This window comes from Tenacibaculum piscium (genome assembly GCF_021390755.1).
Classification (GTDB): Bacteria; Bacteroidota; Bacteroidia; order Flavobacteriales; family Flavobacteriaceae; genus Polaribacter; species Polaribacter piscius.
The window spans coordinates 145,320-170,857 of record NZ_JAJGWR010000004.1 but is presented as its reverse complement, the minus strand read 5'-3'; the positions used below and the strand labels follow the sequence as shown (position 1 = coordinate 170,857).

Sequence of the window (25,538 nt, the reverse complement as noted above, 5' to 3'; positions counted from 1 at the left end):
TTAATTAAAGATATAATATTTTACAGTAAAATTAGATTATCAACTATATTTGTGCCTTCAAATCAACAAAAAATGACTGATAACGTAAGAGTACGCTTTGCTCCTAGCCCAACAGGACCTTTACATATTGGTGGTGTAAGAACTGCTTTATTCAACTATTTATTCGCTAAAAAATACAACGGAACTTTTGTGTTACGTATCGAAGATACCGACCAAACTCGTTATGTTAAAAATGCCGAACAATATATAGTTGATGCCTTAAAATGGTGTAATATTCCTTTTGATGAAGGACCAGGAAATAATGAAAAATTCGGACCTTATCGTCAGTCAGAACGTAAAGAATTATATCAAAAATATGCTACTATTTTATTAGAAAAAGGATGGGCATATTATGCTTTTGATACTGCTGAAGAGTTAGATGCTCATCGTAAAAACCATGAAGAAAACGGAAAAACGTTTACTTATAATTGGCATAATCGTCAAAAATTAAACAGTTCATTAGCACTTTCATCAGAAGAAGTTGAAGCTAAATTAAAGGCTGGAGATAAATATGTAATTCGTTTTAAAACGCCACAAGATGAAACCTTGATTTTAGAAGATGAAATCCGTGGAAAAATTAAAATTGATACCAATGTTTTAGATGATAAAGTTTTGTTTAAATCGGACGGAATGCCAACCTATCATTTAGCAAATATTGTTGATGACCATTTAATGGAAATTTCACATGTTATTCGTGGTGAAGAATGGTTACCATCAATGGCATTACATATTTTATTATATCGTGCTTTTGATTGGAAAGCTCCAAAATTTGCACATTTACCATTGATTTTAAAACCCGTAGGAAAAGGTAAATTAAGTAAGCGTGATGGTGATAAATTAGGTTTTCCTGTATTTCCACTAGAATACACCAACGAGCAAACTGGTGATGTTTCTAGAGGGTATAAAGAAGATGGTTATTTTAACGATGCTTTTATAAATATGTTAGCTTTATTAGGATGGAATCCTGGAACGGAGCAAGAAATTTTTTCTTTAGAAGAATTAATTGAAGCTTTTGATTTAAGCAGAGTTAGTAAATCGGGAGCTAAATTTAGCCCAGACAAAACAAACTGGTTTAATCAGCAATATTTACAGACAAAATCAAACGAAGAATTAACCGCTTTATATTTGCCTATTCTTGAAGAAAAAGGAATTACTGCGGATGAAAATTTCACTCAAAAAATTGTTTCATTAATAAAAGAACGTGCTACGTTTGTTGCTGATTTTTGGGAATTATCAAACTTTTTCTTTGAAAATCCATCAGCATACGATGAAAAAGCAGCTAAAAAACAATGGAAAGAAACTACTAGCGAATTAATGCAAGAATTAATTACGGTAATTTCTACTATTGAAGATTTTACAATAGAAAACGCTCAAACCCAAATTAAAGGATGGATAACATCCAAAGAAATTGGTTTTGGTAAAGTAATGCAACCACTTCGTTTAAGCTTAGTAGGAAAATTAGCAGGACCAGATTTATTTGATATTATGACTTTAATTGGTAAAGAAAATACGATTGCAAGAATTAAAAATGCGATTGAAAAATTGTCTTAAAAAAACATCAAAATAAATAGATAGAAAACGCCACTTTGTAATAAAGTGGCGTTTTTATGTTTTATAAAGATGTTTTAATAAATTATTTAAATTGATTGTAATTACAAGAAGGTCTTGATTTTGAGGCACGACGGCTTCTATTATTACTATCATACATCCAACTCAATCTAAAAACAACACCGAGCGTTCCTTGAATATGAGAACGCATACTTTCAGAAGTTTCTAACGAATATTTATAAAATAATTGAGGATTGATTCCTATTTTATCACTAACCCAATAAATTCCTCCCGCACCAATATTTATTGTCGGACTTATTTTTCGATCAGAATCTACGGCACTTAATCCCGTAAATACATATGGACTAAATTTTTTAAAAACCGCATCAAAATGATATCGTAAAGAACCATCTAGTGAAAAATAACGTGCCGTATTACTCATAAAACCAACATCATCAATACTATTGATTGAAAGAGCTCCATCTACCGATAAACGCTTGCCAATTGGTATGGTTAAACTCATCGCAGGTAATTGAAACATGTTGTTATCACCTATAAAATCGGCATCACTATTGCTGAACTTTGTAACGCCCATACCAAGGGTTATTTGCCAAGAATTATGTAAATTTTGTGAACATACACGCATCGAAATCATTGTGAAACAAAGTAAGGTAAACAGTAAAAATTTATTTTTCATCAATAGCAGATTTTTTAACAATAAGTTGATTAACGGCAATTTAACATAAAATTATTAAATAGCATTCACTTTTTTTATTGCTAAGGTAAAATCTTCTAAATCATTGTTATTCATCACTAAGAAAATTGCTTCATCACACACTTTTTCTACATTATCATTTGGGAAATGTAAGGCAACAGCTACTTTTTGTAGTAAGGAAACTTCTTTTTTATCGATATGTTCATCAGCATATAACATTCTTGTTAAACGAAATAAACGTTCAATACGTTCTTCATAACTCACCGGTGGATTTACAGGAAATTTCTCAGGATTCTTTAAAATTGCTGTATATTCAGTAGCATCAATGTTTAATTTTTCAGCAATTCTTTCTAAGAATTGTTGTTCTTTTTCTGTAATAGCACCATCAGTAGTTGCCATTTTTACAACACTTGCAAAGTGTCCAATTTCTTGTTTGTGTTTTCCGCTAGAATATAAATCTGATATTGACATTTTTTTTGTTTTAATAAATTTTTAAATTATGATAACTACTTAAATAGCTAGTTCTTGCTACTTGGCAAAGATTAAAAAAAAGTTATGAAAAAACCTTTACAAAAGCTAATAAAAGTTGATAAATATATTTTAATAAATAATTTTTTGCTGATTTATTTTAGTAAAAGTGTATTTTTAAAGATAAAAGATGAAAATACTTCATACTGCCGATTGGCATTTAGGACATCGCTTGCATGAACATTCGCAATTAGAAGAGCAAACCTTGTTTTTAGCGTGGATAGAAAATTATATCAGCAATGAAAAAATAGATTTGCTTTTAATTTCAGGTGATGTTTTTGATAATGGTTCGCCGTCTAATCAAAGTTTAGCGATGTATTATAATTTTTTGATAAAGTTAAAATCAACCACTTGTAGCCAAATTATTATTACAGGCGGAAATCATGATTCGCCAGGAACTTTAAACGCTCCCAAAGAATTATTAAATGCCTTATCAATAAAAGTAGTGGGAAAAGCTACCGAAAATATTGCTGATGAAGTTTTTGAAATAAATATAAATGATGAAAAAGTACTTATTGGCGCTGTTCCGTATTTGCGTGATGGCGATATTAGGCGTGCCGTTGCAGGCGAATCTTTTGATGATTTAACCGATAAATATAAAAAAGCTTTAATCAATCATTATCAAGAAATCGCTATTGAATCTGAAAAAATAAATACCAGTAATGCGCCCGTTATTGCTATGGGACATTTATTTGCTACGGGCGGTTCGGTTTCTGATAGCGAACAAAATATTTATGTAGGAACGCTGGGGCATATCGGCGCTCAAGATTTTCCGATTTATTTTGATTATGTTGCTTTAGGACATTTACACAGACCGCAAATAGTTGGCGAAAATGATAAAATAAGATATTCAGGTTCTCCAAATATTTTAAGTTTCAGTGAACTTACTTATGATAAAAAAATCATTGTTTTAGAAATATCAGCAAATAAAATTACCAATATTGAAGATGTTATCGTTCCTAATTTTAGAGAATTTTACAAATTAAAAGGAAGTATGGATGATTGTATCGCTAAATTTCCGAGTATCATTTCCAATTCGTATCAATTAAAACCTTGGGTAGAAATTGTTTTAGATGAAGATAATACGATACAAACCGATGAATTAAAAATAGCTTCCGAATCATACGATTTTGAAATATTAAAAATTACCTTAAAAAATCAACGAAAAATAAAAGGAATTGAAGAATTATTAGCAGATGCAACCTCCATAAAAGAATTAGTTCCTACCGAAGTTTTTAAATTAAAATGCGAAGAAATGGATTTTGATTTAGACCAAAATCAGCAAGTTTGGGATGCTTTTAATGAAGTTTTACAAGCAGTTAAAAATCAATAAAAATTAATATTCTTTATTCGTTATGAAAATTTTAAAAATAGCATTACAAAATATAAATTCGTTAAAATCAGAAACACCAATTGTTATTGATTTTGAAAATGAAAACTTTAAAGACGTTGGTTTATATGCCATAACAGGTGTTACAGGTGCAGGAAAAACCACTATTTTAGATGCCATTACAATCGCTTTATATCAAAAAGTCCCTCGTTTTAAGGATACAAAAGGATCTTTAATTGATGTAGTAAGTCATGGTGCAAATAATGCTTTTACCCGTATTACTTTCGAAAATAATAATTTTATTTATGAAGGATATTGGGGAATCCAACTTGCAAACAAAGCAGGTAAAAAATATACAAATCCAAAAGAAGAGGTGAGCTTAAAAAATTTATCTACGGATAAAATAATCGCCACTCAAAAAAGAAAATATATTGAAGAGGTTCAAAAAGTAACCCAATTAAATTACGACCAATTTTTACGCTCTGTATTATTGGCGCAAGGTGAATTTGCATCTTTTTTATCAGCAAAAGGACCTGATAAAGGAAAATTATTAGAGCAAATTACAGGCGAACAAATCTATAAAAAAATTGGCGAAGAAATTTTAAATAGAAAATCATCCGAAGAAAAAAAATTAGCAACAATTAAAGCAAAAATTAATGCTGATGATATTTTATCGAAAGAAGAAAAAGAAGCATTATTAGAAAAATCAGCAATTTTAACAACCGATATTGCTAAAAATGAAGCAGAAATAACAAAAATTACAGCTGTTATTAATTGGTATATAAATTATCAAAAATTACTTGATAAAGATGATAATTTAAAACAAGAAACTGAAAGAATTTCTCTCTTTATTGATAATTATAAACAAGAATTAAGCTTATTATCTTTACATGAAAAAGCAGCTCCTTTTATAGAATTTATTCAGGATTTTAAAAGAAATGAGAAAAATATTCTTGATAAAACAGGTCAAGAAAAAGTTTTAGAAGTTGAATTAAAAGCGTTGAATCCTCAAATTGAAAGCTTCAAAAATCAAGTTAAAAACGAAACAACAGCTTTAGAAAATACAGATAAAGAATTTAAAATTTGGTTGCCGAAATTTGATAAAATTACAAAGTTAGATGCGCAATTAAAAAATGAAATTGATATTACTTTTCAATCATCTGAAAAATTAAATGAGTTAAAAATAGAAATTACAAAGTTTGAAACTAAAGAAAATAAGCTAAAAATAAATTTAGATAAATTAAAAGGAAATATTAAAATTGATGAAAAAAATCTAACTGAAAACAACTTTTTATTAGAAGTTAAAAATCATATTTCTAGTTGGAATTCGGATTTAATTACGTTAAAATCACATAAAAATATTTTAAAAGAAAATGCTGTTTTTATTGCTGATAAAAATGAAGGAATACAAAAAACAACGATTTTTTTAAAAGAAAAAACTGATTTTTTAGCTAAAGAAAATATCGAAATTGAAAAGCTTGAGAAAGAAATTTTAGCTGTAAACACCACCTTATCAAAAAATAATAGTACTGATTTATTTGCAAAACAAAAACAACTTGCTACATCAGAAAATAATTGGAAAGAATTTAAAAAATTATCCGAAGAAATTGCAAAAAATGAGAAAGAACAAACTGAAAAAATAACTCAAAAAGAAAATTTATCAACGGAGTTAATCAATTGTAAATTAGAAATTGAAAAGTTTGAAACAGCTATTTCAAAACAAGAAATAGCAGTTAAAGATGCTGAAAAAATTCTGAATTTAGAAAAAAGTATCGCTAATTATCAGGCTGATCGTCAAAAATTAAAAAAAGGGGAACCTTGTGGTTTATGTGGTTCAGAAGAACATCCGTTTGCAGAAAATTTGGAAGTTATTGGAATTTCAGAATCTGAAAAAATAGTTGTCGAAAGAAAAAATAGTTTAAGAAATTTAGAAAAATCAAAAGTAGCTTTAAAGATAAAAGAAACACAATTAAATACCAATATTGAAGCTTTACAAACTCAACTAAATTCGATTTTAGAGGATGTAAAAAAATTGAAATTAAAAGAAAAAACTTTAAATATTGATTGTGATTTAACAAATATTACTGAAATTAATATAGCGTTAAATTCAATATCGGAAGAACTAAAAGTACTTGATAAAAACCTAAAAATAGCACAAGAATTACAAATTGAGAAAGACAGTTTATCTAAAAAAATTGAATTTAAGAAAAACGAAGTAAATACACTTAAAACAAGCGTTGCAACACTTACCGAGAAAAATAAAAATGCCACTGCTGAAATAACATCCAAAGAAAAAATAACGGATGAATTAACGATTACTTATAGCAAGTTAGAAAACACTTTAAAAACGAAGTTGACTGAATTTAAGTATGAATTACCAGCTATAAATCAGGCGGATTTGTTTATCGAAACTATTGAAAAATCTGTTGCTGAATATTCAAAAATTCAACAAAATTTAGAGGCTTTAAAATCCGAAGAAAAAGTAAATAATCTTGATTTAGAAAATACTAAAAAACAAGTAGAAAATTATACAAAAACACAAAATGAGTTTCTTCAAAAAAAATCAGAATCTGAAAATAATACGAAGCTTTTAAAAGAACAACGAAATAGTATTTTACCATCTGAAATTACTGTGGAAAAAAAGCGTGAAAATTTACAATTAAGATGTAAAGAAGCTTCAAAAAAATTGGAAGAAAGTAAAAAAAATGTTCAAAAAATATTAGAAGAAAAATCGGTAAAAGAAGCGTTAAAAGTTAAAAATAATCAAGATTTAAAAGGTTTATCCGAAGAAATAGAAAACTTAAATGTTGAATTTAATAAGCAACTTAAAAATAGTGATTTTGAATCGAAAGAAGCTATTGAAAAGGCGTTGTTATCGAAAGAAAATATTTTAAAATTTAGCGAGAATAAAGAGCAAATAAACAAAAAACAAGTTGAATTAAAAACGCTAAAAGAAGAAAATATAAAAGCAAAAGAAGTTTTAAATACTGCTAGAAATTTTGAAATTTCAGAGGAAGATAGCAAACTAAAATTAGCTAATTTTGAACAAGAAAATAAAGATAATTTAACTGAAAAAGGTAAAATATCAGAGGCTTTTAGAAAAGACAAAGAAATAGAAGATAGAAATAAAGAAGTGTATCAAAAAATAGATGCGCAAACTAAAATTTGTAACGTTTGGAAAGAGTTATTTAAAATTATCGGGAACTCAAAAGATGCGTTTAATGTGTATGTGCAACGTTTAACTTTAAAGCATTTATTAGACCTCGCCAATAGGCATTTGCGCAAATTGAACAAGCGTTATTCGTTAAAAATGGAGGATTTATACAAGCCAAAAGAAGAGCTTAATTTTAATTTAATTGACCATTATCAAACCGATCAAGCTCGATTAGTAGACACTTCGAGCGGTGGCGAAAAGTTTATTATTAGTCTTGCGTTGGCATTAGGATTATCAGATTTAGCGAGTAAAAATGTAAAAATTGATTCGCTTTTTATTGATGAAGGTTTCGGAACTTTAGACAGCAACACGCTTGAAACGGTAATATCAACCTTAGAAACTTTACAAGCACAAGGAAAAATGATTGGAATTATATCACACGTTGAAAACCTGAAAGAACGTATTCCGACGCAAATACAAATAACCAAAAAAAGTAACGGGGTTAGTGTTTTGGATGTTGTATAAAGATTAATAAAATGCTTTAAAATATAGGTTTGTTTGTAATAATACACAAAAAAATAAACCTCGTATATTTGTGTAAAATTTTTATACGTTGAGCAAACAAGTAATTGTAAACCATTACCAACAATCTGATACTATCAAACAGATTGTTAAAGAGCTTCAACAAGAACAAAACCACTTTCAAATATCGAATTTGGTTGGTTCTTCGTTGTCTTTTGTTATTTCTGAAACTTTTAAAAAAGTCGAAAAACCCTATTTATTAATTTTTAATGATAAGGAAGAAGCCGCCTATTATTTAAACGATTTAGAGCAATTATTAGGCGATAAAAATGTGTTGTTTTATCCAGGTTCGTATCGCCGACCGTATCAGATTGAAGAAACCGATAACGCGAATGTTTTATTGCGTTCAGAGGTTTTAAATCGGATTAATTCGAGAAGAAAACCTGCAATTATTGTAACGTATCCGACAGCTTTATTTGAAAAAGTAGTCACCAAAAAAGAACTTGATAAAAACACTTTGAAAATTACAGTTGGCGAAAATTTATCTCCAGATTTTGTAAACGAAGTATTGTTTGAATATCAGTTTCATCGGGTCGATTTTGTTACTGAACCTGGTGATTTTTCAGTTCGTGGAGGAATTATTGATGTTTTTTCATTTTCGAATGATGAACCTTATCGAATGGAGTTTTTTGGTGATGAAGTAGAAAGCATCCGAACTTTTGATGTGGAAACACAGTTATCAAAAGAAAAACAACAGAAAGTAAGTATCATGCCTAATGTTGAAAACAAAGGGCTACAAGAAAATAGAGAAAGTTTTTTAAAATATATTTCAGCTAAAACAGCAATTTTTGTAAAAAATAGGGAAACTATTATTTCTAATTTAGATACATTTTTTAAAAAGTCTGAACTTTCATTTGATGAATTATCGACAGAAATAAAACATTCAAAACCATCTGAGTTATTTTGTGATGCTGCTTTAATTCAACAAGAATTACAACGATTTACTACTGTAAATATGAGTAAATCTGTTATCAAAAATGTAACAAATATTACTTTTGATACACACGCACAGCCTTCTTTTAATAAAAAATTCGAGTTGTTAATTCAGAATTTTAACGAGTTTTCAGCAAAAGGATTTACTAATTATATTTTTTGTTCTAATGATAAACAAGCTCAGCGTTTTCATGATATTTTTGATGATAATGAAGCCGAAGTATCCTATGAAACCATTGTTTTTCCTTTGTATCAGGGATTTGTAGATATTCAAAATAAAATTGTTTGTTATACTGACCATCAAATATTTGAACGTTATTATAAATTTCGCTTAAAAAATGGCTATGAAAAAAAGCAATCCATCACTTTACAAGAACTTACCAGATTAGAAATTGGCGATTATGTAACACATATCGATCATGGAATTGGAAAATTTGGAGGGCTTCAAAAAATTGATGTAGAAGGAAAAAAACAAGAAGCAATTAAGTTAATTTATGGGGATAGAGATATTTTATATGTGAGTATTCACTCGTTACATAAAATTTCAAAGTTTAACGGAAAAGACGGTAAACCACCTAAAATATATAAATTAGGTTCGGGTGCTTGGAAAAAAGTAAAACAAAAAACGAAGGCTCGAGTTAAACATATTGCGTTTAATTTAATTCAATTATACGCCAAAAGAAAATTACAAAAAGGCTACGCTTTTGCTCCTGATACGCACATGCAACACGAGCTAGAAGCTAGTTTTATTTATGAAGATACACCAGATCAATTTACTTCAACGCAAGATGTAAAAACTGACATGGAAAAACCGCAACCCATGGATAGATTGGTGTGTGGTGATGTTGGTTTTGGAAAAACAGAAGTCGCTATTCGTGCGGCTTTTAAAGCCGTCGATAACGGAAAACAAGTAGCAATTTTAGTACCTACAACTATTTTAGCGTTTCAACATTTTAAAACTTTTTCGGAGCGTTTAAAAGATTTTCCTGTTACCGTTGATTATTTAAATCGTTTCAGAACGGTAAAACAACGAAATGCTGTTTTAGAAGGTGTTGCAAATGGAAGTGTAGATATTGTAATCGGAACGCATCAATTAACTAACAAAAAATTACAATTTAAAGATTTAGGATTGTTAGTTATTGATGAAGAGCAAAAGTTTGGAGTTGCCGTAAAAGACAAGCTAAAAACTATCAAAGAAAATGTAGATACGCTAACATTAACCGCTACGCCAATACCAAGAACCCTACAATTTAGTTTGATGGCGGCAAGAGATTTATCAGTCATAAAAACAGCACCACCAAATCGTCATCCTATTGAAACCAATGTCATCCGCTTTAGCGAAGAAACCATTAGAGATGCTATTTCTTATGAAATTTCTCGTGGAGGACAAATATTTTTTATCCATAATAGAATCGAAAATATTAAGGAAGTAGCAGGATTATTACAACGTTTAGTTCCGAATGCTAAAATTTGTATCGGTCATGGGCAAATGGAAGGGAAGAAGCTAGAAGAATTAATGCTTGCTTTTATGAATGGTGAATTTGATGTATTGGTGTCAACGACTATTATTGAAAGTGGATTGGACGTGCCAAATGCGAATACTATTTTTATCAACAATGCAAATAACTTCGGATTGTCAGATTTGCATCAAATGCGAGGTCGTGTAGGTCGTTCTAATAAAAAAGCATTCTGTTATTTTATTACGCCAGCATATCATATGATGACTGAAGATGCACGTAAACGTATCGAAGCTTTAGAATTATTTTCAGAATTAGGAAGTGGTTTAAATATCGCCATGAAAGATTTAGAAATTCGTGGAGCTGGAGATTTATTAGGAGGTGAACAAAGTGGATTTATCAATGATATTGGCTTTGAAACGTATCAGAAAATATTACAAGAAGCTATTGAAGAATTGAAAGAAAATGAGTTTAAAGAATTATATCCTACCGATGAAAATACGCCGAAAGAATATGTAAAAGAGGTGCAAATTGATACTGATTTTGAAATTCTTTTTCCTGATAATTATATCAATTCGGTAACCGAAAGATTAAGCTTGTACAATGAGTTAGGAAATTTAACAAAAGAAGAAGAGTTATTAACATTTGAAAAACAAATTGTTGATAGGTTTGGAGAATATCCACCAGAAGTACAAGATTTATTAGATAGTGTTCGCATAAAATGGCTTGCGAAAGAATTAGGTATTGAAAAAATCATATTAAAGCAAAAACGATTATTAGGATATTTTATAGCAGATCAACAAAGTAAATTTTACGAAACTGATGGCTTTACAAAGATGTTACAATATGTGCAAGAAAATCCAAAAAGCTGTGTAATGAAACAGAAAGAAACTAAAAATGGTTTACGATTATTAGTTACTTTTATTCGAATCGACTCGGTAAAAACAGCCTTGAATTTATTGCGAGAAATATAAAAAAGTCAAGTGAAATTAAATCAATGTAAGGCAAGGGGTTGAAACCCCTTGTTGAAAAAAATATAAAATGCAAAATAATCATTCAAAAAATATATCGGGCTTGTTATTGGCAACCTTATTTGTGAGTACTTCTGGAGTTTTAGGAAGATATATTGCAATGCCTTCAGAAGTAATTATTTGGTTTCGCTCGGTGTTTGCGATGTTAATTTTATTGGCTTTCTGTAAGTTTAAAAAAATAGATTTAACTATAAAATCAAGCAAACATATTATGCCGTTTATTATCAGCGGAATTTTTATGGCAGGGCATTGGATTACCTATTTTTATGCCTTAAAATTATCGAGTGTTGCCATTGGAATGCTGTCATTATACACCTTTCCTGTGATGGTTGCTTTTTTAGAACCCTTATTTTTAAAAGTAAAATTTAATCCGATTTACATTGTTTTTGGCTGTATGGTATTGCTAGGGCTTTATGTTTTATCGCCTGAATTTAATTTAGAAAGTTCGAATGTTCAGGGGATTTTATTTGGATTGTTATCCGCCTTATTTTATGCCATCCGAATTTTAATGTTAAAGCAATATGTAATTCAATATAACGGAACGATGTTGATGTTTTATCAAACGTTAATTATTACGGTTTGTTTGTTACCTGTCTTGTTTTTTATGGATATTTCAGGCTTTGAAAACCAATATCCGTATGTATTATTATTGGCACTTTTAACTACGGCAATTGGGCATAGCTTAATGGTACATTCTTTACAGTTTTTTACGGTTTCAACAGCGAGTATTATTAGTAGCGTACAACCTATTTTTGGGATTATTTTGGCATTTATCTTTTTAAATGAAATACCAACATGGAATACTTTTATTGGTGGTTCTTTAATTTTAGCAACCGTTGTTATTGAAAGTGTGAGGAGTAGGAGGTGATTGAAAAGTTGTTTTATAAAATTTTATTCAGCAACATATTCTTGTATTAAAACATCAGTAGGAATATGCAATGAATCACTAATTTTTCTAATCATTTTTAAAGTCAGTTTTCGTTTTTTATTTAAAATTTCACTTACTCTACTTTTAAAACCAACAAGTTCTGCAAGGTCTTTTTGTTTCATTCCCATTTGCTCCATTCTGAATTTAATCGCTTCAATAGGGTCAGGCATTTCAATTGGAAAATTTTCATTTTCATATTTGTCAATTAGAATGGTAAGGATTTCAAGTTCATCTCCTTTTTTTGTTCCTTTTATTGCATCAAAAATAAATTCAAGTCTATGAAGAGCTTCTTGGTAATCTGCTTCGTTTTTTATCGGTTTAATTTGCATAATTATAATTTGTTAGCATTAATTTTATCATATTCGGCATGTGTTCCAATAAATAGAATCCAAGATATTTGAAATTCAAAGTTCATTTTAACAATAAGTCTATAATTATTTCCTTTAATATTAAAAACTATTTTATTGTCTTTTAAAACACTAGCACTTGGATATTCCACTTTTAGTTCATTGATGTTTTTCCAAGATGCTTTTTCTGTTTCTCGATACCAAGCTTTTAATTGTTGTTCACTATCAGCGTGTTTTTCCCAAAATTCTCGTAGTGTTCTTCTTGATATTATTCTCACAAATTTATTCTTTATATACTGCAAATATAATAAAAAGTTCCCGTTTTGGTATTTTTATGTGCTTTTTTATTGAAAGCGTAAGGAGTAGGAGGTGATGGGGAATGGTTTTTTTGTATGATACTTTTAGGCTAACATCCTCATAATTTAGGTTCTAATTAGTTTTAAAATTAAAGAAAGCGTAAATTTAAAAATTAAAAAAAATGAATCAGAAAAACTATGAACAAACTCTTTGATATATGCGTCGATATTTTACAATACGTAGGAAACGTAACAGGATTAGGGTATAAATCTGCAAACATTTGGATTTTTGTTATTATTCATCCACTTCTAACAATTTATTTTTTCTATTTATACCGAAAATATAAAAAACGATATAAATTATTAAAGGAATCTTCTGAAAAATAAAAATCTTATTATAGGTAGCGCCTGTTTAAATTTCATAAAAGTTTAAATAGACGCTAATAAACCTAATACCCTTTTTGTTGTTGTTGTATGATACTTTTCATCGTAACATCTTCGTAGTTTCGGCGGACAAAGGTTAGTGCATTGTATAATATTTCGCCCATTCCGTCGCTATCTCTAAAATTGATATCACCTGTAAAATCAAAAATTTCAGCTTTTAATTTTTCGATATTTTTCGGAATAGAAATAGTGTCAGATTTCATCGCAGCAAGCAATCTGTTTAAGCGAGAACGAGATCCTAAAATACGTTTAGCTACAATTGAGCGTTCTTCCAATTGATATTGTTCAATAGAATCGGAGGTTAATTTTTGGGCGACTAATTGCACAAATTTTAAATTTTCTTTAAAAAATTGCGGATAATACACTTTAAATTTTCCTTCATAACATTGCTGATCAAAATCGATGGGTCTAATTTTATAGATGACATTTTCAAAATCGTGCGTAGGAACGACCACGTAATTATACGAACGCATATCACCTAATAAACGAATCATACAGCGTTCGTTAAACTTCACAAATTCTTTGGCTATTTGTGCTTTTTCAATATCAATACAATCCTCTAAATAATCATTAATAAAAACATCTCCAGGAATCCCTGAAATATGTTCTTCAATTAAGGTGTCTTTATACACCAAAAAATTTAAGTTATAAGGTGATAAAATATCTTCTAATTCGAGTCCATAAATACGAGAAGCATCGGTTTTTTTAACGTAAAAATAGGTGTAATTATCATTTAAAATATTACGAACTTTCACTCTAAAAGGTTGTGAATTTCCGAAGGTACAGAAGTCTACCGCATCAACATTTAAGTGTTGAATACTAGCATCAGAACCATTTGAATGTAAAATATTATATATTTTTTTTAAGCTAAAATCGATTTCTTCTCGTTCGAATTCATTGTAATAAACGCGGACCCATAAGGTATCTTTATCATTTTTATCATAGACCGTAATTGCGCCTTGATATCGCAATAAATCGTCATAAAATATGGGTATTTGAATAGTGCGATTGTGTTTTTTTAAATAAAGTGCTAATTTTTTGGTAACAGGATATGCTGGTTTCCTTTGGGATATTAATTTTTCTTGTGTCATTTTTCTTACGTCAATTTTCTTGCGTCAATTTTTTAAAGATACTAAACTTCAAAGAGTTTCCCAGGTAAAGGTTTGAGAATTCCTTTGAGTTCCATTTGCAGTACTAATGATGATAATTTATATACAGGAATTTCACATTTATAGGCAATTACATCGAATAATTGTTTGCCATTTTGATGTAAGAAATCATAAATTTTTTGTTCTTCATTGGTTAGATTTATAAATAATTCTTTTTGAATTGGTGTTTTTTGTATAGTTGTTGGCACATCCCAATTGAGCATTTTGATGATATCTTTGGGGGTATTTAATAAATGTGCTTGGTTATTTTTGATTAGATTATTACAGCCTTTACTGTATACATCGGTTGTTCTACCTGGCAGCGCAAAAACATCTCGATTATAGGAATTGGCAATATCGGCGGTTACTAGCGAGCCTCCTTTTTCGGCAGATTCAATAACAATCGTTGCTTTGGAGATGCCTGCAACAATCCGATTTCGTTTTAAAAAATTTTCACGTAATGGAGCTTCTTGGTGCCAAAATTCGGTAATAAATCCGCCATTTTGGGTGACTTCAGCACAATATTGTTTATGTGTTTGTGGATATATTCGTTCTAAACCGTGTGCTAAAACGGCAATGGTTTGCAGATTATTTTTGATAGCCGATTTATGCGCACAAATATCGACACCGTAAGCAAAACCACTTACAATTATCGGATTATGGCTGGCTAATTCTTCGATTAATTGATGACAGAAATCACGTCCATAGGTGGTTATTTTCCTTGTTCCAACAATCGATATTATTTTTTGACTATTTAAATTAATAGTTCCATCTTTAAAAAATAGGATAGGGGCATCAATACAGTTTTTTAAATTCTGCGGATACTCAGCCTCTAAAAAATAAGAAAATTGAATGTTATTTTTTTGGATATATTCAAATTCTTCGGTTGCTTTTTTTATATTTTCAGGATTTAAAAGTTGTTGTATTACATGATTGCCGATGCCATTTATTTTTTGAAGTGTGCTTGCTTTTTCTTTGAATATTTGTTCGACATTTCCTGTACTGGCAATTAATTTTTTAGCGATAATATCACCTACATTTTTGGTGGCTTGTAGTCTTAAAATGGCTAAAATTTCTTCGGATTTCATAGGGCAATTGTTTGAATATCAAAATATAAAAAAGCAAAAATACGATTGGCAATACTTCCTGACAAGTTATAATCGGCTATAAATAATCAAAATTAAAAGCACTTGCTTTTTAGCTTTATGTATATTTGCATTAAAATTTAATCGATTTAATTGATGACAGCTAAAACACCTATAGAATCATTAACCGTACTAACGGACCTTGTTTTACCAGGGGAAACTAATTATTTAGACAACCTTTTTGGAGGTGAATTATTAGCCCGTATGGACAGAGCTTGTAGCATTGCGGCACGTCGTCATTCTCGAAGAATTGTGGTTACGGCTTCGGTGAATCATGTTGCTTTTTCAAAAGCAGTGCCTGTGGGAAGTGTTGTTACGGTGGAAGCAAAAGTATCAAGAGCTTTTAATTCATCTATGGAAATTTATGTAGATGTTTGGACGGAAGACCGTCAATCTGGTGTAAAAACGAAAGTAAATGAAGGAATTTATACCTTTGTCGCAGTCGATGAAACAGGAAGACCTGTACCCGTTGCACAAATAGTTCCAGAAACTGAATTAGAGAAAAAACGCTATGATGGTGCTTTGCGTAGAAAGGAATTAAGTTTGGTATTGGCTGGGAAATTAGATCCAAAAGAAGCTACAGAATTAAAAGCTGTTTTCTTAGGAAAAGAAGAAGAAAAATAACTAAGTAATCACAGCTTTATTTTACATAAATTTATAAAAAAAACGATTGTTCTTAAAAGCAATCGTTTTTTCTATTTTTATAACTTCTGATATTCTGTTTAAATTTTATCAATTTCACCATTTTCAGATAAAAGGACGGCAACTGATTTTGTTTTTTCAAATTGAGAGAAAATAATAATCATAATTACGGTAATCGGTACACTTAAAATCATGCCTGTAATGCCCCAAATTTTCCCCCAAATTGCCAGCGATAATATCGTTACAAGTGGACTTAAATTCAGTGATTTACCAAAAACTTTAGGTTCAATAATATTTCCAACAATTACTTGAACAGCTCCTACGGCTATCAATACTACTAAAAAAGGAGTGAATTCTCCAAATTGAATTAAGCTAAAAATAGCTGGAAAAACAGTTGCAATTAAAGAACCAATGGTCGGAATATAGTTTAATAAAAAGATTAAAAAAGCCCAAAAAGGTGCGCTATCAATACCAACAATTAGTAGAATACTATAACTTAAAATTCCTGTAAGTAGGCTTACATAGGTTTTTAATCGAAGATAATTTGAAATTGAAAATTCAATTTTTGATAACATTCGATGCATATTTTCATTTTTATTTTCTTGATTTTCAGTATCTGTTTCATTCGTATAAAAAATTTTAGCAAGCTTTTTTTGTAAGCTACTTTCTTCTAAAAACATGAACAACGCATAAATGATAATCATAAAAGTATCGCCTAATAATCCGCTAATTGCATTGGCAGTTTCTGCTAATACGGCTCCGTAATTAAAATCGCCAAAAATTGTTTTGGCTGATTTTACAATATCAATATGAAAATAGTTGTTTAAATTTTTGATAACCACATCAATATTGGGTTCATATTTTGAGTACGAACTTGATAAATTCATAATACTATTGGTTATAATTTCTGATATAAAACTAAAACTAATAATAATCATGGTAAAGACTAAAATATTACTTAACCAAATGGGAATAAATTTTTTAGCAAAGGGTATTTTATAAATTGTTTTACGAATTTCACGTGTTAGAAACCAAAAAATCAGGGCAAAAATGAATGGAATAAGGATTCCTTTACCAATCACTAGAGCGGCAATAATGAAAACAATAATGATGATAAGATTTGCAGAATTTTTCATGTTTTTTGGGTTAATGTGTACGAATCCATTTTGCAGGATTTAGTTTATCGGTATTTTTAAATAGTACAAAAAGCAACTTTGTTTTCCCTGAAATTTTATCGGTAAAAATTTTACCAATTTTATCGCCTGTTTTTACACGGTCGCCTTTTTTGACGTATACTTTTTCGAGGTTATTATAGGCAGAAATATAATTACCATGTTGAACTAACACTGATTTTTTACCTGCAGATTGTGTTTGTAGCGCAAGGATTTTGCCATTAAAAATACTTTTAGCATCGGCATTTTGTTTTGCGGCAATGTGTAATCCTGGGCTATTAATATTAATTCCAGAAAATGTTGGATGTGGTTGTACGCCGTATTTTCGGGTAATAATTCCTTGTACTGGCCAGGGTAAATTTCCTTTATTTTGTTCAAACTCAAGTAACAATTCTTTTTCATCATCATCTAAAACGAAGGTATTGTTGGGTTCTTTATTGTTTGCTTTTTCTTTGGCGATTAATTTTTGTTTTTCTTTTTCTTTGGCTTTTTCGTTGGCAATTTCTTTGTCGATTTCTTTTCTTTTTTTCTCGGCAAGTTCTTTTGCTTTTATGATTGCAATAGCTCTTTCATTTTCATTTTCAATTTCGTTGGCTTTTTTTCTGGCTTTTTCGATTGCTATTTTTCTTTCTTTTTCTCTTTTTAGTTGGCGTTCTTTTTTGCGTGCTTTTTCTCTTGCTTTTTCTTCGGCTCTCTTTTTTTCATTTGCTTTTGCGATTGCTTTTCTAATTAATTTATCGATACGTGCTGTAATTTCTTTTTCTTCTTTTATTTTATCGAGTAATACTGTTTTGTATTTTTTTTCTTCTTTTTTAATTTTGGTGATTAAGATTTCTTGATTTTCTTTATCAGTTTCGATGGTTTCTTTTTGTAGTTTTTCATCAGAAATAAGTATTTCTTTTGCTTTTTTCTGAAGGGCTAGGGTCTTGTTAATTTCTTGAATTTCGGTTGTTTTTTCGATAATTACTTTCCCTTGTTTTTTTCGATATTCATTGTATTGTTGCATGTATTTGAGTCTTTTATAGGCTTGGTGAAAGCTTTTAGACGATAATAAAAACATGGTTTTACTTTGTTGTGATTTGCTTTTATAGGTTTTCACGACCATATCGGCATATTCTTTTTTTAAATTATTGAGTTGTCGCTTGTATTTTTTTATTTTCTGTTGATTTTCTGTTATTTCTGTTGAAATTTTACGTGCTTCTAGCTCAATGATTTCGATTAATTCGGCTCTAGTATCAATTTTTTGAGTTAAATCTTTTAAATCTTCTAGTGCGTTTCCTTTTTCTTTTTTTGTTTCAAAGAGCAGGTTATTAATTTGTTTGATTTCATTTTTAAGTTTTTGATGTTTTTCTTCAAGAGATTTTATTTCTTGAGAAAAGGCATTAAAACTTGTAAAGAAATAGTAGAAAAAGCAAAGATATACGGCGATATTTTTCATTATAATTTAATTTCTTTATAGCCTTTTGGTATTTTAAAATCAATATTTATGTTGGTGTTAAAGGCTACTGATTTGGTAATGATATCAATATTGGTAAACTTTTTAGGTTCTTTGGTGTGTATGTAAATTTGTTGAGGAAATAGCACGCCTTTTTCATTGTAATATTTTGGATATGAGATGTCTAATCGTTGTTTTTTGGAGGTGTTTACAATGGATTGTTTGTTTAATTTATAGTGTTTCGGATTGATTTGAAAAAAAATATCAAAAAGTTCGGCTTGTTTTCTAGGGGATAGTTGATATGCGTTATTATGAATGGCAATATTTTGTCGATTATCTCTAACATTCAATACCGATTGTCCGAGCAACATATTTTGTAATTGGTTGAAATTAAGGGTTGTTCCTAGTATTTTTTGTAGCATTTTAAAATCTCCATCAAAATAATTTTTATATAAAGGCGAATAAAATTGTATTTTATTTTGGGTGATTTTAGCTTTAAATACGGTAATAAATTTTGTTCCTTTGAGCCAGATAGTTTCTCCTTTTTCTATTTTCATACGTACGGAGAATGCTATTTTTTCTGTTGGGTTTGTATATTTTATTTTTAAGTGTGCGTCTACTGTTTTTTGTTTAAAGTTTGCTTGGGTATGTTTTTTAGCTACGCTACGTGCAGACATTTCCTTAATAGCATTGGTATTTTCGATACTATTTTTGCTTGATTTACACGAAGTAATACTGATACAAAATAGGGTAATTAGAACAAAATATTTCATAAATTTTCAGGAATAGGGAATCAATTTAAGTCAGAATTACAATAGCGTTATAGTAGTGTTATGGTGTAATTTCGTTGGCTTTTTGTTGATATATTTTTGCTTTGTCGATTTTTTTTAATCCTTTGTATGCTTTGGCTATTTCCACATAGAATTGGGCTTGATTTTCGGTGGAATCAATTACAAAATCGATGCCATTTAGCAAATTTTGCAATGCTTTTTTGTATTGATTTTTATGATTGTTCGCTTTTCCGTTAATTAGATATACGAAGGGTTGCATTGGGAAAAGCATTATTCCTTGTTGGCTATATTTTATTAAATCCTTGGTATATTTTTGATTATTTACGTTATTATTTGTTTGAAAATTTAAAGATAAATTTTCTAGTAACAATTTCAAATTATGATATGATTTTTCTTTTTCGAAGGTACTTTTTAGTTTTTCGTTTTCCTTTTTTGTTGCAATTTTTTTTACGGTTTTTGTTGTTGAATTGCTTACAATATCTTTTTTTTGATTTTTTGTGTTGTTATTTTGGTTTAGTTTTTCTTGAATTTTTCGAAGTCTCGGATTTAAGAGTTTGGCTTTTTTTAAATCGGATAATACTTTTTTAGCACCAACGATATCATCATTTTGCAAATAAAGAAAGACTAAATTTTGTTGTTCTTTGGGATCTTTTTGAGCTATTTTTTCTTGTATTTTTATGGCTTGTGTAAAATCTTGAAGTTTTTTAAGAATGCTTACTTTGTGATGTAAGAGCCATTTACGTTGTGCTTCTTTTTGCTTTTTCCCTTGCTTTTTTTCTTGTGTATCAATTGCGAGATTGATGTATTGTAAGGCTAGTGTATGTTGTTTAAGTTCGGTATAATTTTTAGAGATTTCGAATAATACGGCGGTATTATTGGGTTGTATTTGGAGGCAATTTTCTAAATATCCGAGGGCATTTTTAGGATTAAAAATAGCTTTTTCGGTGAGTGCTTTGAAGAAATTTTCTTGAAATTCGGTATTATTTTTTTGTGCTTTAATGTTTAGAATAATGCACAACAGCAAAAATAACGGCAAAAATAGTTTAATTTTTGCCGTTAAAAATTGTGGGATATTTTTTTTATGTAAGGTCTGTGTAATCACCGATGCTTACAGATGTATAATTTGCATTATATTTTGCATGATTACCAATCATTGCGTTGTCTAATTTGGCATTTTGAATGCGAACATTTGTTTGAATTAATGAATTTACAATTGTTGAATTTTCAACAATACTATTTTCACCAATAGAAACATAAGGGCCTATTTTTGTATTTTTCAAAACAACATTTTTTCCAACATAACAGGGTTGAATAATTTCTGAATTTTCTAAAACAACATCATCAGCAACTAAATTATTTCCATCTGCTTGTTCGAATCCTAAAACTTGTTTGTTAGTATCAACCGTTGGATCTTTTTTACCACAATCCATCCAGGCATCTACTTTTCCAGGGATAAATTTAGCACCTTGTTGTTTTAAAGATTCTAAAACTTCTGTTAATTGAAATTCACCAGAAGGTCTGATATCATTGTCAATTAAATGTTTAATTTCTTCACGAAGTTTATCACCATCTTTAAAATAATAGATTCCGATAATAGCTAAATCAGAAACAAATTCTGTTGGTTTTTCAACAAAATCGGTAATAAAACCATCTTTTAATTTCACGACACCAAATGCACTTGGGTCTTCGACTTGTTTCACCCAAATAGCGCCATCTGCGTTTGCATCTAACGTAAAATCTGCTTTAAATAAGGTATCAGCAAAAGCTACAACGCACGAACCCTTTAAGGCTTCTTTGGCACAATAAATTGCGTGTGCAGTTCCTAAGGCTTCTTCTTGAACAAATACAGAACCTTTGGCTCCTAAGCTTTCTGCAATGGCTATTAATTTATCTTTGGTATCGGCAGGAAATCCTTTTGCAGTGCTTCCAATGATGAAGGTAATTTCTTCAATTGGTTGGTTTACCACTGCGGTAATATCTTCTACTAAACGTTGTACGATTGGTTTACCAGCAATAACGGTTAAAGGTTTAGGAGTTGTTAAAGAATGGGGTCTTAATCGAGAGCCTATTCCTGCCATTGGAACTATAATTTTCATATTATTTTTATAATTTTTAATAAATTTCTCTTGTTTTCTTATTTTAATGTTGCAATATATACTATTTAAAAAAAGTATTGAAAAAAAATTAGTATCCTTTTGGGATTGCTTGTATTAATTTTCGGGTATATTTTTTCTTTGGATTTCGATAAATTTCATCGGCATCATTAATTTCTTCAATTTTACCTTTGTTCATAACGACTAATTGGTCGGACATATATTTGACGACTGCTAAATCGTGTGAGATAAAAATATAGGTAAAATTAAACTCATTTTTGAGTTGATTTAAAAGGTTTAGTACTTGTGCTTGTACTGATACGTCTAATGCAGAAACGGATTCATCACAAATAATTAATGTTGGTTGTAGGGCGATAGTTCTGGCAATTCCGATTCGTTGTCGTTGTCCTCCTGAAAATTCGTGTGGATATCGATAAAAATGTTTTTTTTCGAGTCCTACTTTTTCTAATAAATTCAACACATATTCTTTTCGTTCTTTTGATGAGTTAAGAATACGATGTACTTTCATGGGCTCTATAATGCTATTTCCTACGGTAATTCTTGGGTTTAGTGATGAAAAAGGATCTTGAAAGATGATTTGAATTTCTTTTCGTAATTTTTTCAATTCTTTTTTAGCGAGTTTTGTGCTATCTTTTCCTTTATAAATTATCTGTCCTGAAGTAGCTTTTTCTAATTGTAAAATAGTTCTTCCGAGGGTTGTTTTTCCGCATCCGCTTTCTCCTACGAGTCCGAGTGTTTCGCCTTTATATATTTTAAAAGATACATCATTTAGGGCTTTCACGGTATTTTTTTTAGAAAACCAATTTGGTTTAGATACAAAATAGGTGTGTAAGTTTTTAATTTCTAACAGCGGTTTTTGTTGATATATTTTCTGATGAAATTCTTGGCGTTCTTCTTGTGTATATATGGTTGTATTTACAGTGTTATTGATAAAATCACGAACGGTTGGCAGTATTTTGAAGCGTTTTTTAGTGGTTGGTTTTGAGTTTAAGAGTGCTTTGGTATAATTTTCTTTGGGATGTAAAAAAAGTTCTTTGGTTGTTCCTTGTTCTACAATTTTTCCTTGACGCATTACGGCTACGGAATCGGCAATTTCGGCGACTAATTCTAAATCATGAGAAATAAAGATAATTGCCATTTGATATTCTTGTTGCAGTTCTTTTAAAAGCAGAATTATTTCTTTTTGAACGGTAACATCTAAGGCGGTTGTTGGTTCATCAGCAATTAAAAGAGTTGGTTTGCAGGCAATTGCCATGGCAATCATAACGCGTTGTTTTTGTCCGCCACTTATTTGGTGCGGATAGGCGTTAAAAATGGCATTTGCTCGTGGTAGTTTTACTTTTTCAAATAATGCAATAACATTTTTTTTTATTTCTTTTTTTGATAAAGAAGTATGTTTTTCAAATACTTCAGCTACTTGAAATCCGCAGGTTATTGTTGGATTTAAAGAACTCATCGGTTCTTGAAAAATCATGGCGATTTCTTGTCCTCTAATTTTCTGGAAGTCATTTTGATGATAATTCAGAAGGTTTTGTTTTTTAAATAAAATTTCGCCTGTGATGTGTGCAAATTTTGGTAATAATCCTAAAATTGCTAAGGAAGTTACCGATTTTCCACTACCACTTTCGCCAACAATTCCGAGTATTTTATTCGGATGTAGTGTAAATGAAACGTTTTGTATTACGGGAGTTTCGTTTTTAAAACGAATCGCTAAATTATGAACTTGAAGCATTTCTGGAAAATTTTAATAAAAGTAGTATAAAAAAAGCAGTATTTTTTTTTGACACCATTTTTTTGATATTCTTTTTTGATAAAGAAAAACTAAAGCATTTGCTCGGGTTTTTTGTTTCTTTGCATAAAATTTAGATTTTATGAATTATCTATCAGTTGAGGGCATTGCAAAAGCATATGGAGAAAAAGTGTTATTTGACGACCTTTCTTTCGGAATTAATAAAGATCAAAAAATAGCTTTTGTTGCTAAAAATGGTAGTGGAAAAACCTCTATTTTAAATATCGTTGCAGGGGTTGATACTCCTGATGCTGGACAGGTTGTTAGTAGAAAAGATATCGATATTGCGTATTTATCGCAAGCCGATACGTTAAATCCTGAGTTAACGATTGAAGAAACTATTTTTTCTACGGATAATAAAGTTTTATCAGTTATAAAACAATATGAAAAAGCCGTAGAAAATCCTGATAATGCCGATGCTTTTCAAGAAGCTTTTGAATTGATGGAGCAATACAATGCGTGGGATTTTGAAACACAATACACGCAAATTTTATCAAAATTAAAATTAGATAACTTACAATTAAAAGTAAGCAAATTATCTGGAGGGCAAAAAAAGCGTTTGGCATTGGCAATCGTACTTATCAAAAAACCCGACTTATTAATTTTAGATGAGCCAACAAATCATTTAGATTTAGAAATGATTGAATGGTTAGAAGCTTTTTTCGCCAAGGAAAAAATCACCTTATTTATGGTAACACACGACCGTTATTTTTTAGAGCGTGTGTGTAATGAAATTATCGAATTAGACAACGGACAATTATATAAATACAAAGGAAATTATTCGTATTATTTACAAAATAAAGAAGAACGATTAGCACTTGAAGCAACCAATTTAGGAAAGGCAAAAAGTTTATTTAAAAAAGAATTAGATTGGATGCGTCGTCAGCCAAAGGCTCGTACGACAAAATCGAAATCTCGTACCGATGATTTTTATGAAATCAAAGAAAAAGCACACAAACGCCGTAATGAACACGAAGTTCAGCTGGAAATTAATATGGAGCGTTTAGGAAGTAAAATTTTAGAACTTCATAAAATGCAAAAATCGTTTGATGATAAAGTGATTTTAAACGGTTTCGATTATGTGTTTAAACGTGGCGAACGTATCGGAATTATTGGTAAAAATGGTACGGGAAAGTCATCTTTTTTAAACATGCTTACTGGCGGAATCGAATTAGATGGCGGTAAAGTTGTGGTTGGTGAAACTGTCAAGTTTGGGTATTATACGCAAAACGGAATTGTTATCAAACCAGGACAAAAAGTTATTGAAGTCGTAAAAGAATTTGGAGAATATATTCCGTTATCAAAAGGACGTAAAATATCGGCAGGACAACTTTTAGAACGCTTTTTGTTTGATAGAAAAAAACAACACGATTTTGTTGAAAAATTAAGTGGAGGAGAACAAAAACGATTGTATTTATGTGCTATTTTAATTCAAAATCCAAACTTTTTAATTTTAGATGAGCCAACCAACGATTTAGATGTTGTTACTCTAAATGTATTGGAAAATTTCTTATTAGATTATCCTGGTAACTTAATGGTAGTTTCCCATGACCGTTACTTTATGGATAAAATTGTAGATAACTTATTTGTGTTTAGAGGCGATGGAGTTATTGATAATTTTCCTGGTAATTATTCTGATTTTAGAGCCTATGAAGATTCTAAAGTAAAAGAAGCAAGAGAAGTAAAAAATGATGCTAAAAAAGCAATTGCCACTCCCGTTAAAACAAATAAAAAAGTAGCTTTAAGTTTTGATGAAAAACGAGAATGGGGCTTATTAGAAAAAGATATTGAAAAACTTCAAAAGAAGAAACAAGTTATTGAAACAAAGTTTATGAATGTGGAGTTTTCTGCTGATGAAATTAACGATAAATCAAAAGAATTACAAGAAATTATCGAAGCTCTAGAAACCAAAGAAGAACGTTGGTTTGAGCTTTCAATGAAAATTGAAGGTGAATAATTTAAAAATAACA

20 protein-coding genes are annotated in these 25,538 nt (G+C 29.8%); 8 read left to right on the top strand and 12 right to left on the bottom strand.

All coding sequences use genetic code 11. The annotated features are described in order from the left end of the window. Nucleotides 1-72: 72 nt before the first annotated feature. Nucleotides 73-1,590, top strand: coding sequence for a glutamate--tRNA ligase (gene gltX, locus L0U72_RS08605; protein WP_233898897.1), 1,518 nt, complete (start codon nucleotides 73-75; stop codon nucleotides 1,588-1,590). Nucleotides 1,591-1,672: 82 nt separating this feature from the next. Here gltX and L0U72_RS08600 read toward each other — a convergent pair whose 3' ends face one another. Continuing rightward, a complete protein-coding gene (locus L0U72_RS08600) occupies nucleotides 1,673-2,284 on the bottom strand; it encodes an outer membrane beta-barrel protein (protein WP_233898896.1) in 612 nt (203 codons plus the stop codon). A 54-nt stretch (nucleotides 2,285-2,338) separates the two neighbouring features. Further along, nucleotides 2,339-2,773, bottom strand: a complete 435-nt coding sequence (locus L0U72_RS08595) for a TerB family tellurite resistance protein (RefSeq protein WP_233883230.1) — start codon at nucleotides 2,771-2,773, stop codon at nucleotides 2,339-2,341. Nucleotides 2,774-2,960: 187 nt separating this feature from the next. Here L0U72_RS08595 and L0U72_RS08590 point away from each other — a divergent pair, with 187 nt between their 5' ends. The 4 genes from L0U72_RS08590 to L0U72_RS08575 all read left to right on the top strand — a co-directional run bounded on the left by L0U72_RS08590 (nucleotide 2,961) and on the right by L0U72_RS08575 (nucleotide 12,185). Next, nucleotides 2,961-4,163, top strand: coding sequence for an exonuclease SbcCD subunit D C-terminal domain-containing protein (locus tag L0U72_RS08590; protein WP_233898895.1), 1,203 nt, complete (start codon nucleotides 2,961-2,963; stop codon nucleotides 4,161-4,163). A gap of 22 nt (nucleotides 4,164-4,185) precedes the next feature. Continuing rightward, nucleotides 4,186-7,839 (top strand): SbcC/MukB-like Walker B domain-containing protein, encoded by a 3,654-nt coding sequence (locus L0U72_RS08585; RefSeq protein WP_233898894.1) that lies wholly within the window; start codon nucleotides 4,186-4,188, stop codon nucleotides 7,837-7,839. Nucleotides 7,840-7,927: 88 nt separating this feature from the next. Continuing rightward, a complete protein-coding gene (mfd, locus tag L0U72_RS08580) occupies nucleotides 7,928-11,260 on the top strand; it encodes a transcription-repair coupling factor (RefSeq protein ID WP_233898893.1) in 3,333 nt (1,110 codons plus the stop codon). Nucleotides 11,261-11,327: 67 nt separating this feature from the next. Then, the gene (locus tag L0U72_RS08575; RefSeq protein WP_233898892.1) at nucleotides 11,328-12,185 is read left to right on the top strand and encodes a DMT family transporter; all 858 of its coding nucleotides are present in this window, start codon (nucleotides 11,328-11,330) and stop codon (nucleotides 12,183-12,185) included. A gap of 23 nt (nucleotides 12,186-12,208) precedes the next feature. Here L0U72_RS08575 and L0U72_RS08570 read toward each other — a convergent pair whose 3' ends face one another. Both L0U72_RS08570 and L0U72_RS08565 read right to left on the bottom strand, forming a co-directional pair. Further along, complete coding sequence (locus tag L0U72_RS08570) at nucleotides 12,209-12,574, bottom strand: helix-turn-helix domain-containing protein (protein WP_233898891.1); 366 nt, start codon at nucleotides 12,572-12,574, stop codon at nucleotides 12,209-12,211. A gap of 2 nt (nucleotides 12,575-12,576) precedes the next feature. Continuing rightward, nucleotides 12,577-12,870 (bottom strand): type II toxin-antitoxin system HigB family toxin, encoded by a 294-nt coding sequence (locus L0U72_RS08565; protein ID WP_233898890.1) that lies wholly within the window; start codon nucleotides 12,868-12,870, stop codon nucleotides 12,577-12,579. A 216-nt stretch (nucleotides 12,871-13,086) separates the two neighbouring features. Between L0U72_RS08565 and L0U72_RS08560 the strand changes: the two genes are divergently transcribed. Next, nucleotides 13,087-13,275 (top strand): hypothetical protein, encoded by a 189-nt coding sequence (locus tag L0U72_RS08560; RefSeq protein ID WP_233883238.1) that lies wholly within the window; start codon nucleotides 13,087-13,089, stop codon nucleotides 13,273-13,275. Nucleotides 13,276-13,337: 62 nt separating this feature from the next. Here L0U72_RS08560 and L0U72_RS08555 read toward each other — a convergent pair whose 3' ends face one another. Both L0U72_RS08555 and dprA read right to left on the bottom strand, forming a co-directional pair. After that, a complete protein-coding gene (locus L0U72_RS08555) occupies nucleotides 13,338-14,423 on the bottom strand; it encodes a hypothetical protein (protein WP_233883240.1) in 1,086 nt (361 codons plus the stop codon). A gap of 41 nt (nucleotides 14,424-14,464) precedes the next feature. Further along, the gene (gene dprA / locus L0U72_RS08550) at nucleotides 14,465-15,568 is read right to left on the bottom strand and encodes a DNA-processing protein DprA (protein ID WP_101918536.1); all 1,104 of its coding nucleotides are present in this window, start codon (nucleotides 15,566-15,568) and stop codon (nucleotides 14,465-14,467) included. Between the two features lie 153 nt (nucleotides 15,569-15,721). On the opposite strand from dprA, the gene L0U72_RS08545 reads away from it, so the two are divergent. Next, nucleotides 15,722-16,249, top strand: coding sequence for an acyl-CoA thioesterase (locus L0U72_RS08545; RefSeq protein ID WP_101918537.1), 528 nt, complete (start codon nucleotides 15,722-15,724; stop codon nucleotides 16,247-16,249). 98 nt (nucleotides 16,250-16,347) lie between these two features. On the opposite strand, the gene L0U72_RS08540 is transcribed toward L0U72_RS08545, so the two are convergent. From L0U72_RS08540 to L0U72_RS08515, 6 genes are all read right to left on the bottom strand, one after another. Next, nucleotides 16,348-17,403: an AI-2E family transporter gene (locus L0U72_RS08540; RefSeq protein ID WP_233883244.1), complete on the bottom strand. Its 1,056-nt coding sequence runs from the start codon at nucleotides 17,401-17,403 to the stop codon at nucleotides 16,348-16,350. 10 nt (nucleotides 17,404-17,413) lie between these two features. Further along, nucleotides 17,414-18,877: a murein hydrolase activator EnvC family protein gene (locus tag L0U72_RS08535; protein WP_233883246.1), complete on the bottom strand. Its 1,464-nt coding sequence runs from the start codon at nucleotides 18,875-18,877 to the stop codon at nucleotides 17,414-17,416. Continuing rightward, a complete protein-coding gene (locus L0U72_RS08530) occupies nucleotides 18,877-19,647 on the bottom strand; it encodes a DUF4292 domain-containing protein (RefSeq protein WP_233898889.1) in 771 nt (256 codons plus the stop codon). The genes L0U72_RS08535 and L0U72_RS08530 overlap by 1 nt, the downstream gene beginning before the upstream one ends. 58 nt (nucleotides 19,648-19,705) lie before the next feature. After that, nucleotides 19,706-20,683 (bottom strand): hypothetical protein, encoded by a 978-nt coding sequence (locus tag L0U72_RS08525; RefSeq protein WP_233883250.1) that lies wholly within the window; start codon nucleotides 20,681-20,683, stop codon nucleotides 19,706-19,708. Nucleotides 20,684-20,744: 61 nt separating this feature from the next. Then, a complete protein-coding gene (locus L0U72_RS08520; RefSeq protein WP_233898888.1) occupies nucleotides 20,745-21,761 on the bottom strand; it encodes a sugar phosphate nucleotidyltransferase in 1,017 nt (338 codons plus the stop codon). An 88-nt stretch (nucleotides 21,762-21,849) separates the two neighbouring features. After that, on the bottom strand, nucleotides 21,850-23,511 hold the full coding sequence (locus L0U72_RS08515; RefSeq protein WP_233898887.1) for an ABC transporter ATP-binding protein: 1,662 nt from the start codon (nucleotides 23,509-23,511) through the stop codon (nucleotides 21,850-21,852). A gap of 139 nt (nucleotides 23,512-23,650) precedes the next feature. Here L0U72_RS08515 and L0U72_RS08510 point away from each other — a divergent pair, with 139 nt between their 5' ends. Next, a complete protein-coding gene (locus L0U72_RS08510) occupies nucleotides 23,651-25,525 on the top strand; it encodes an ABC-F family ATP-binding cassette domain-containing protein (RefSeq protein ID WP_233898886.1) in 1,875 nt (624 codons plus the stop codon). Nucleotides 25,526-25,538 lie beyond the last annotated feature (13 nt).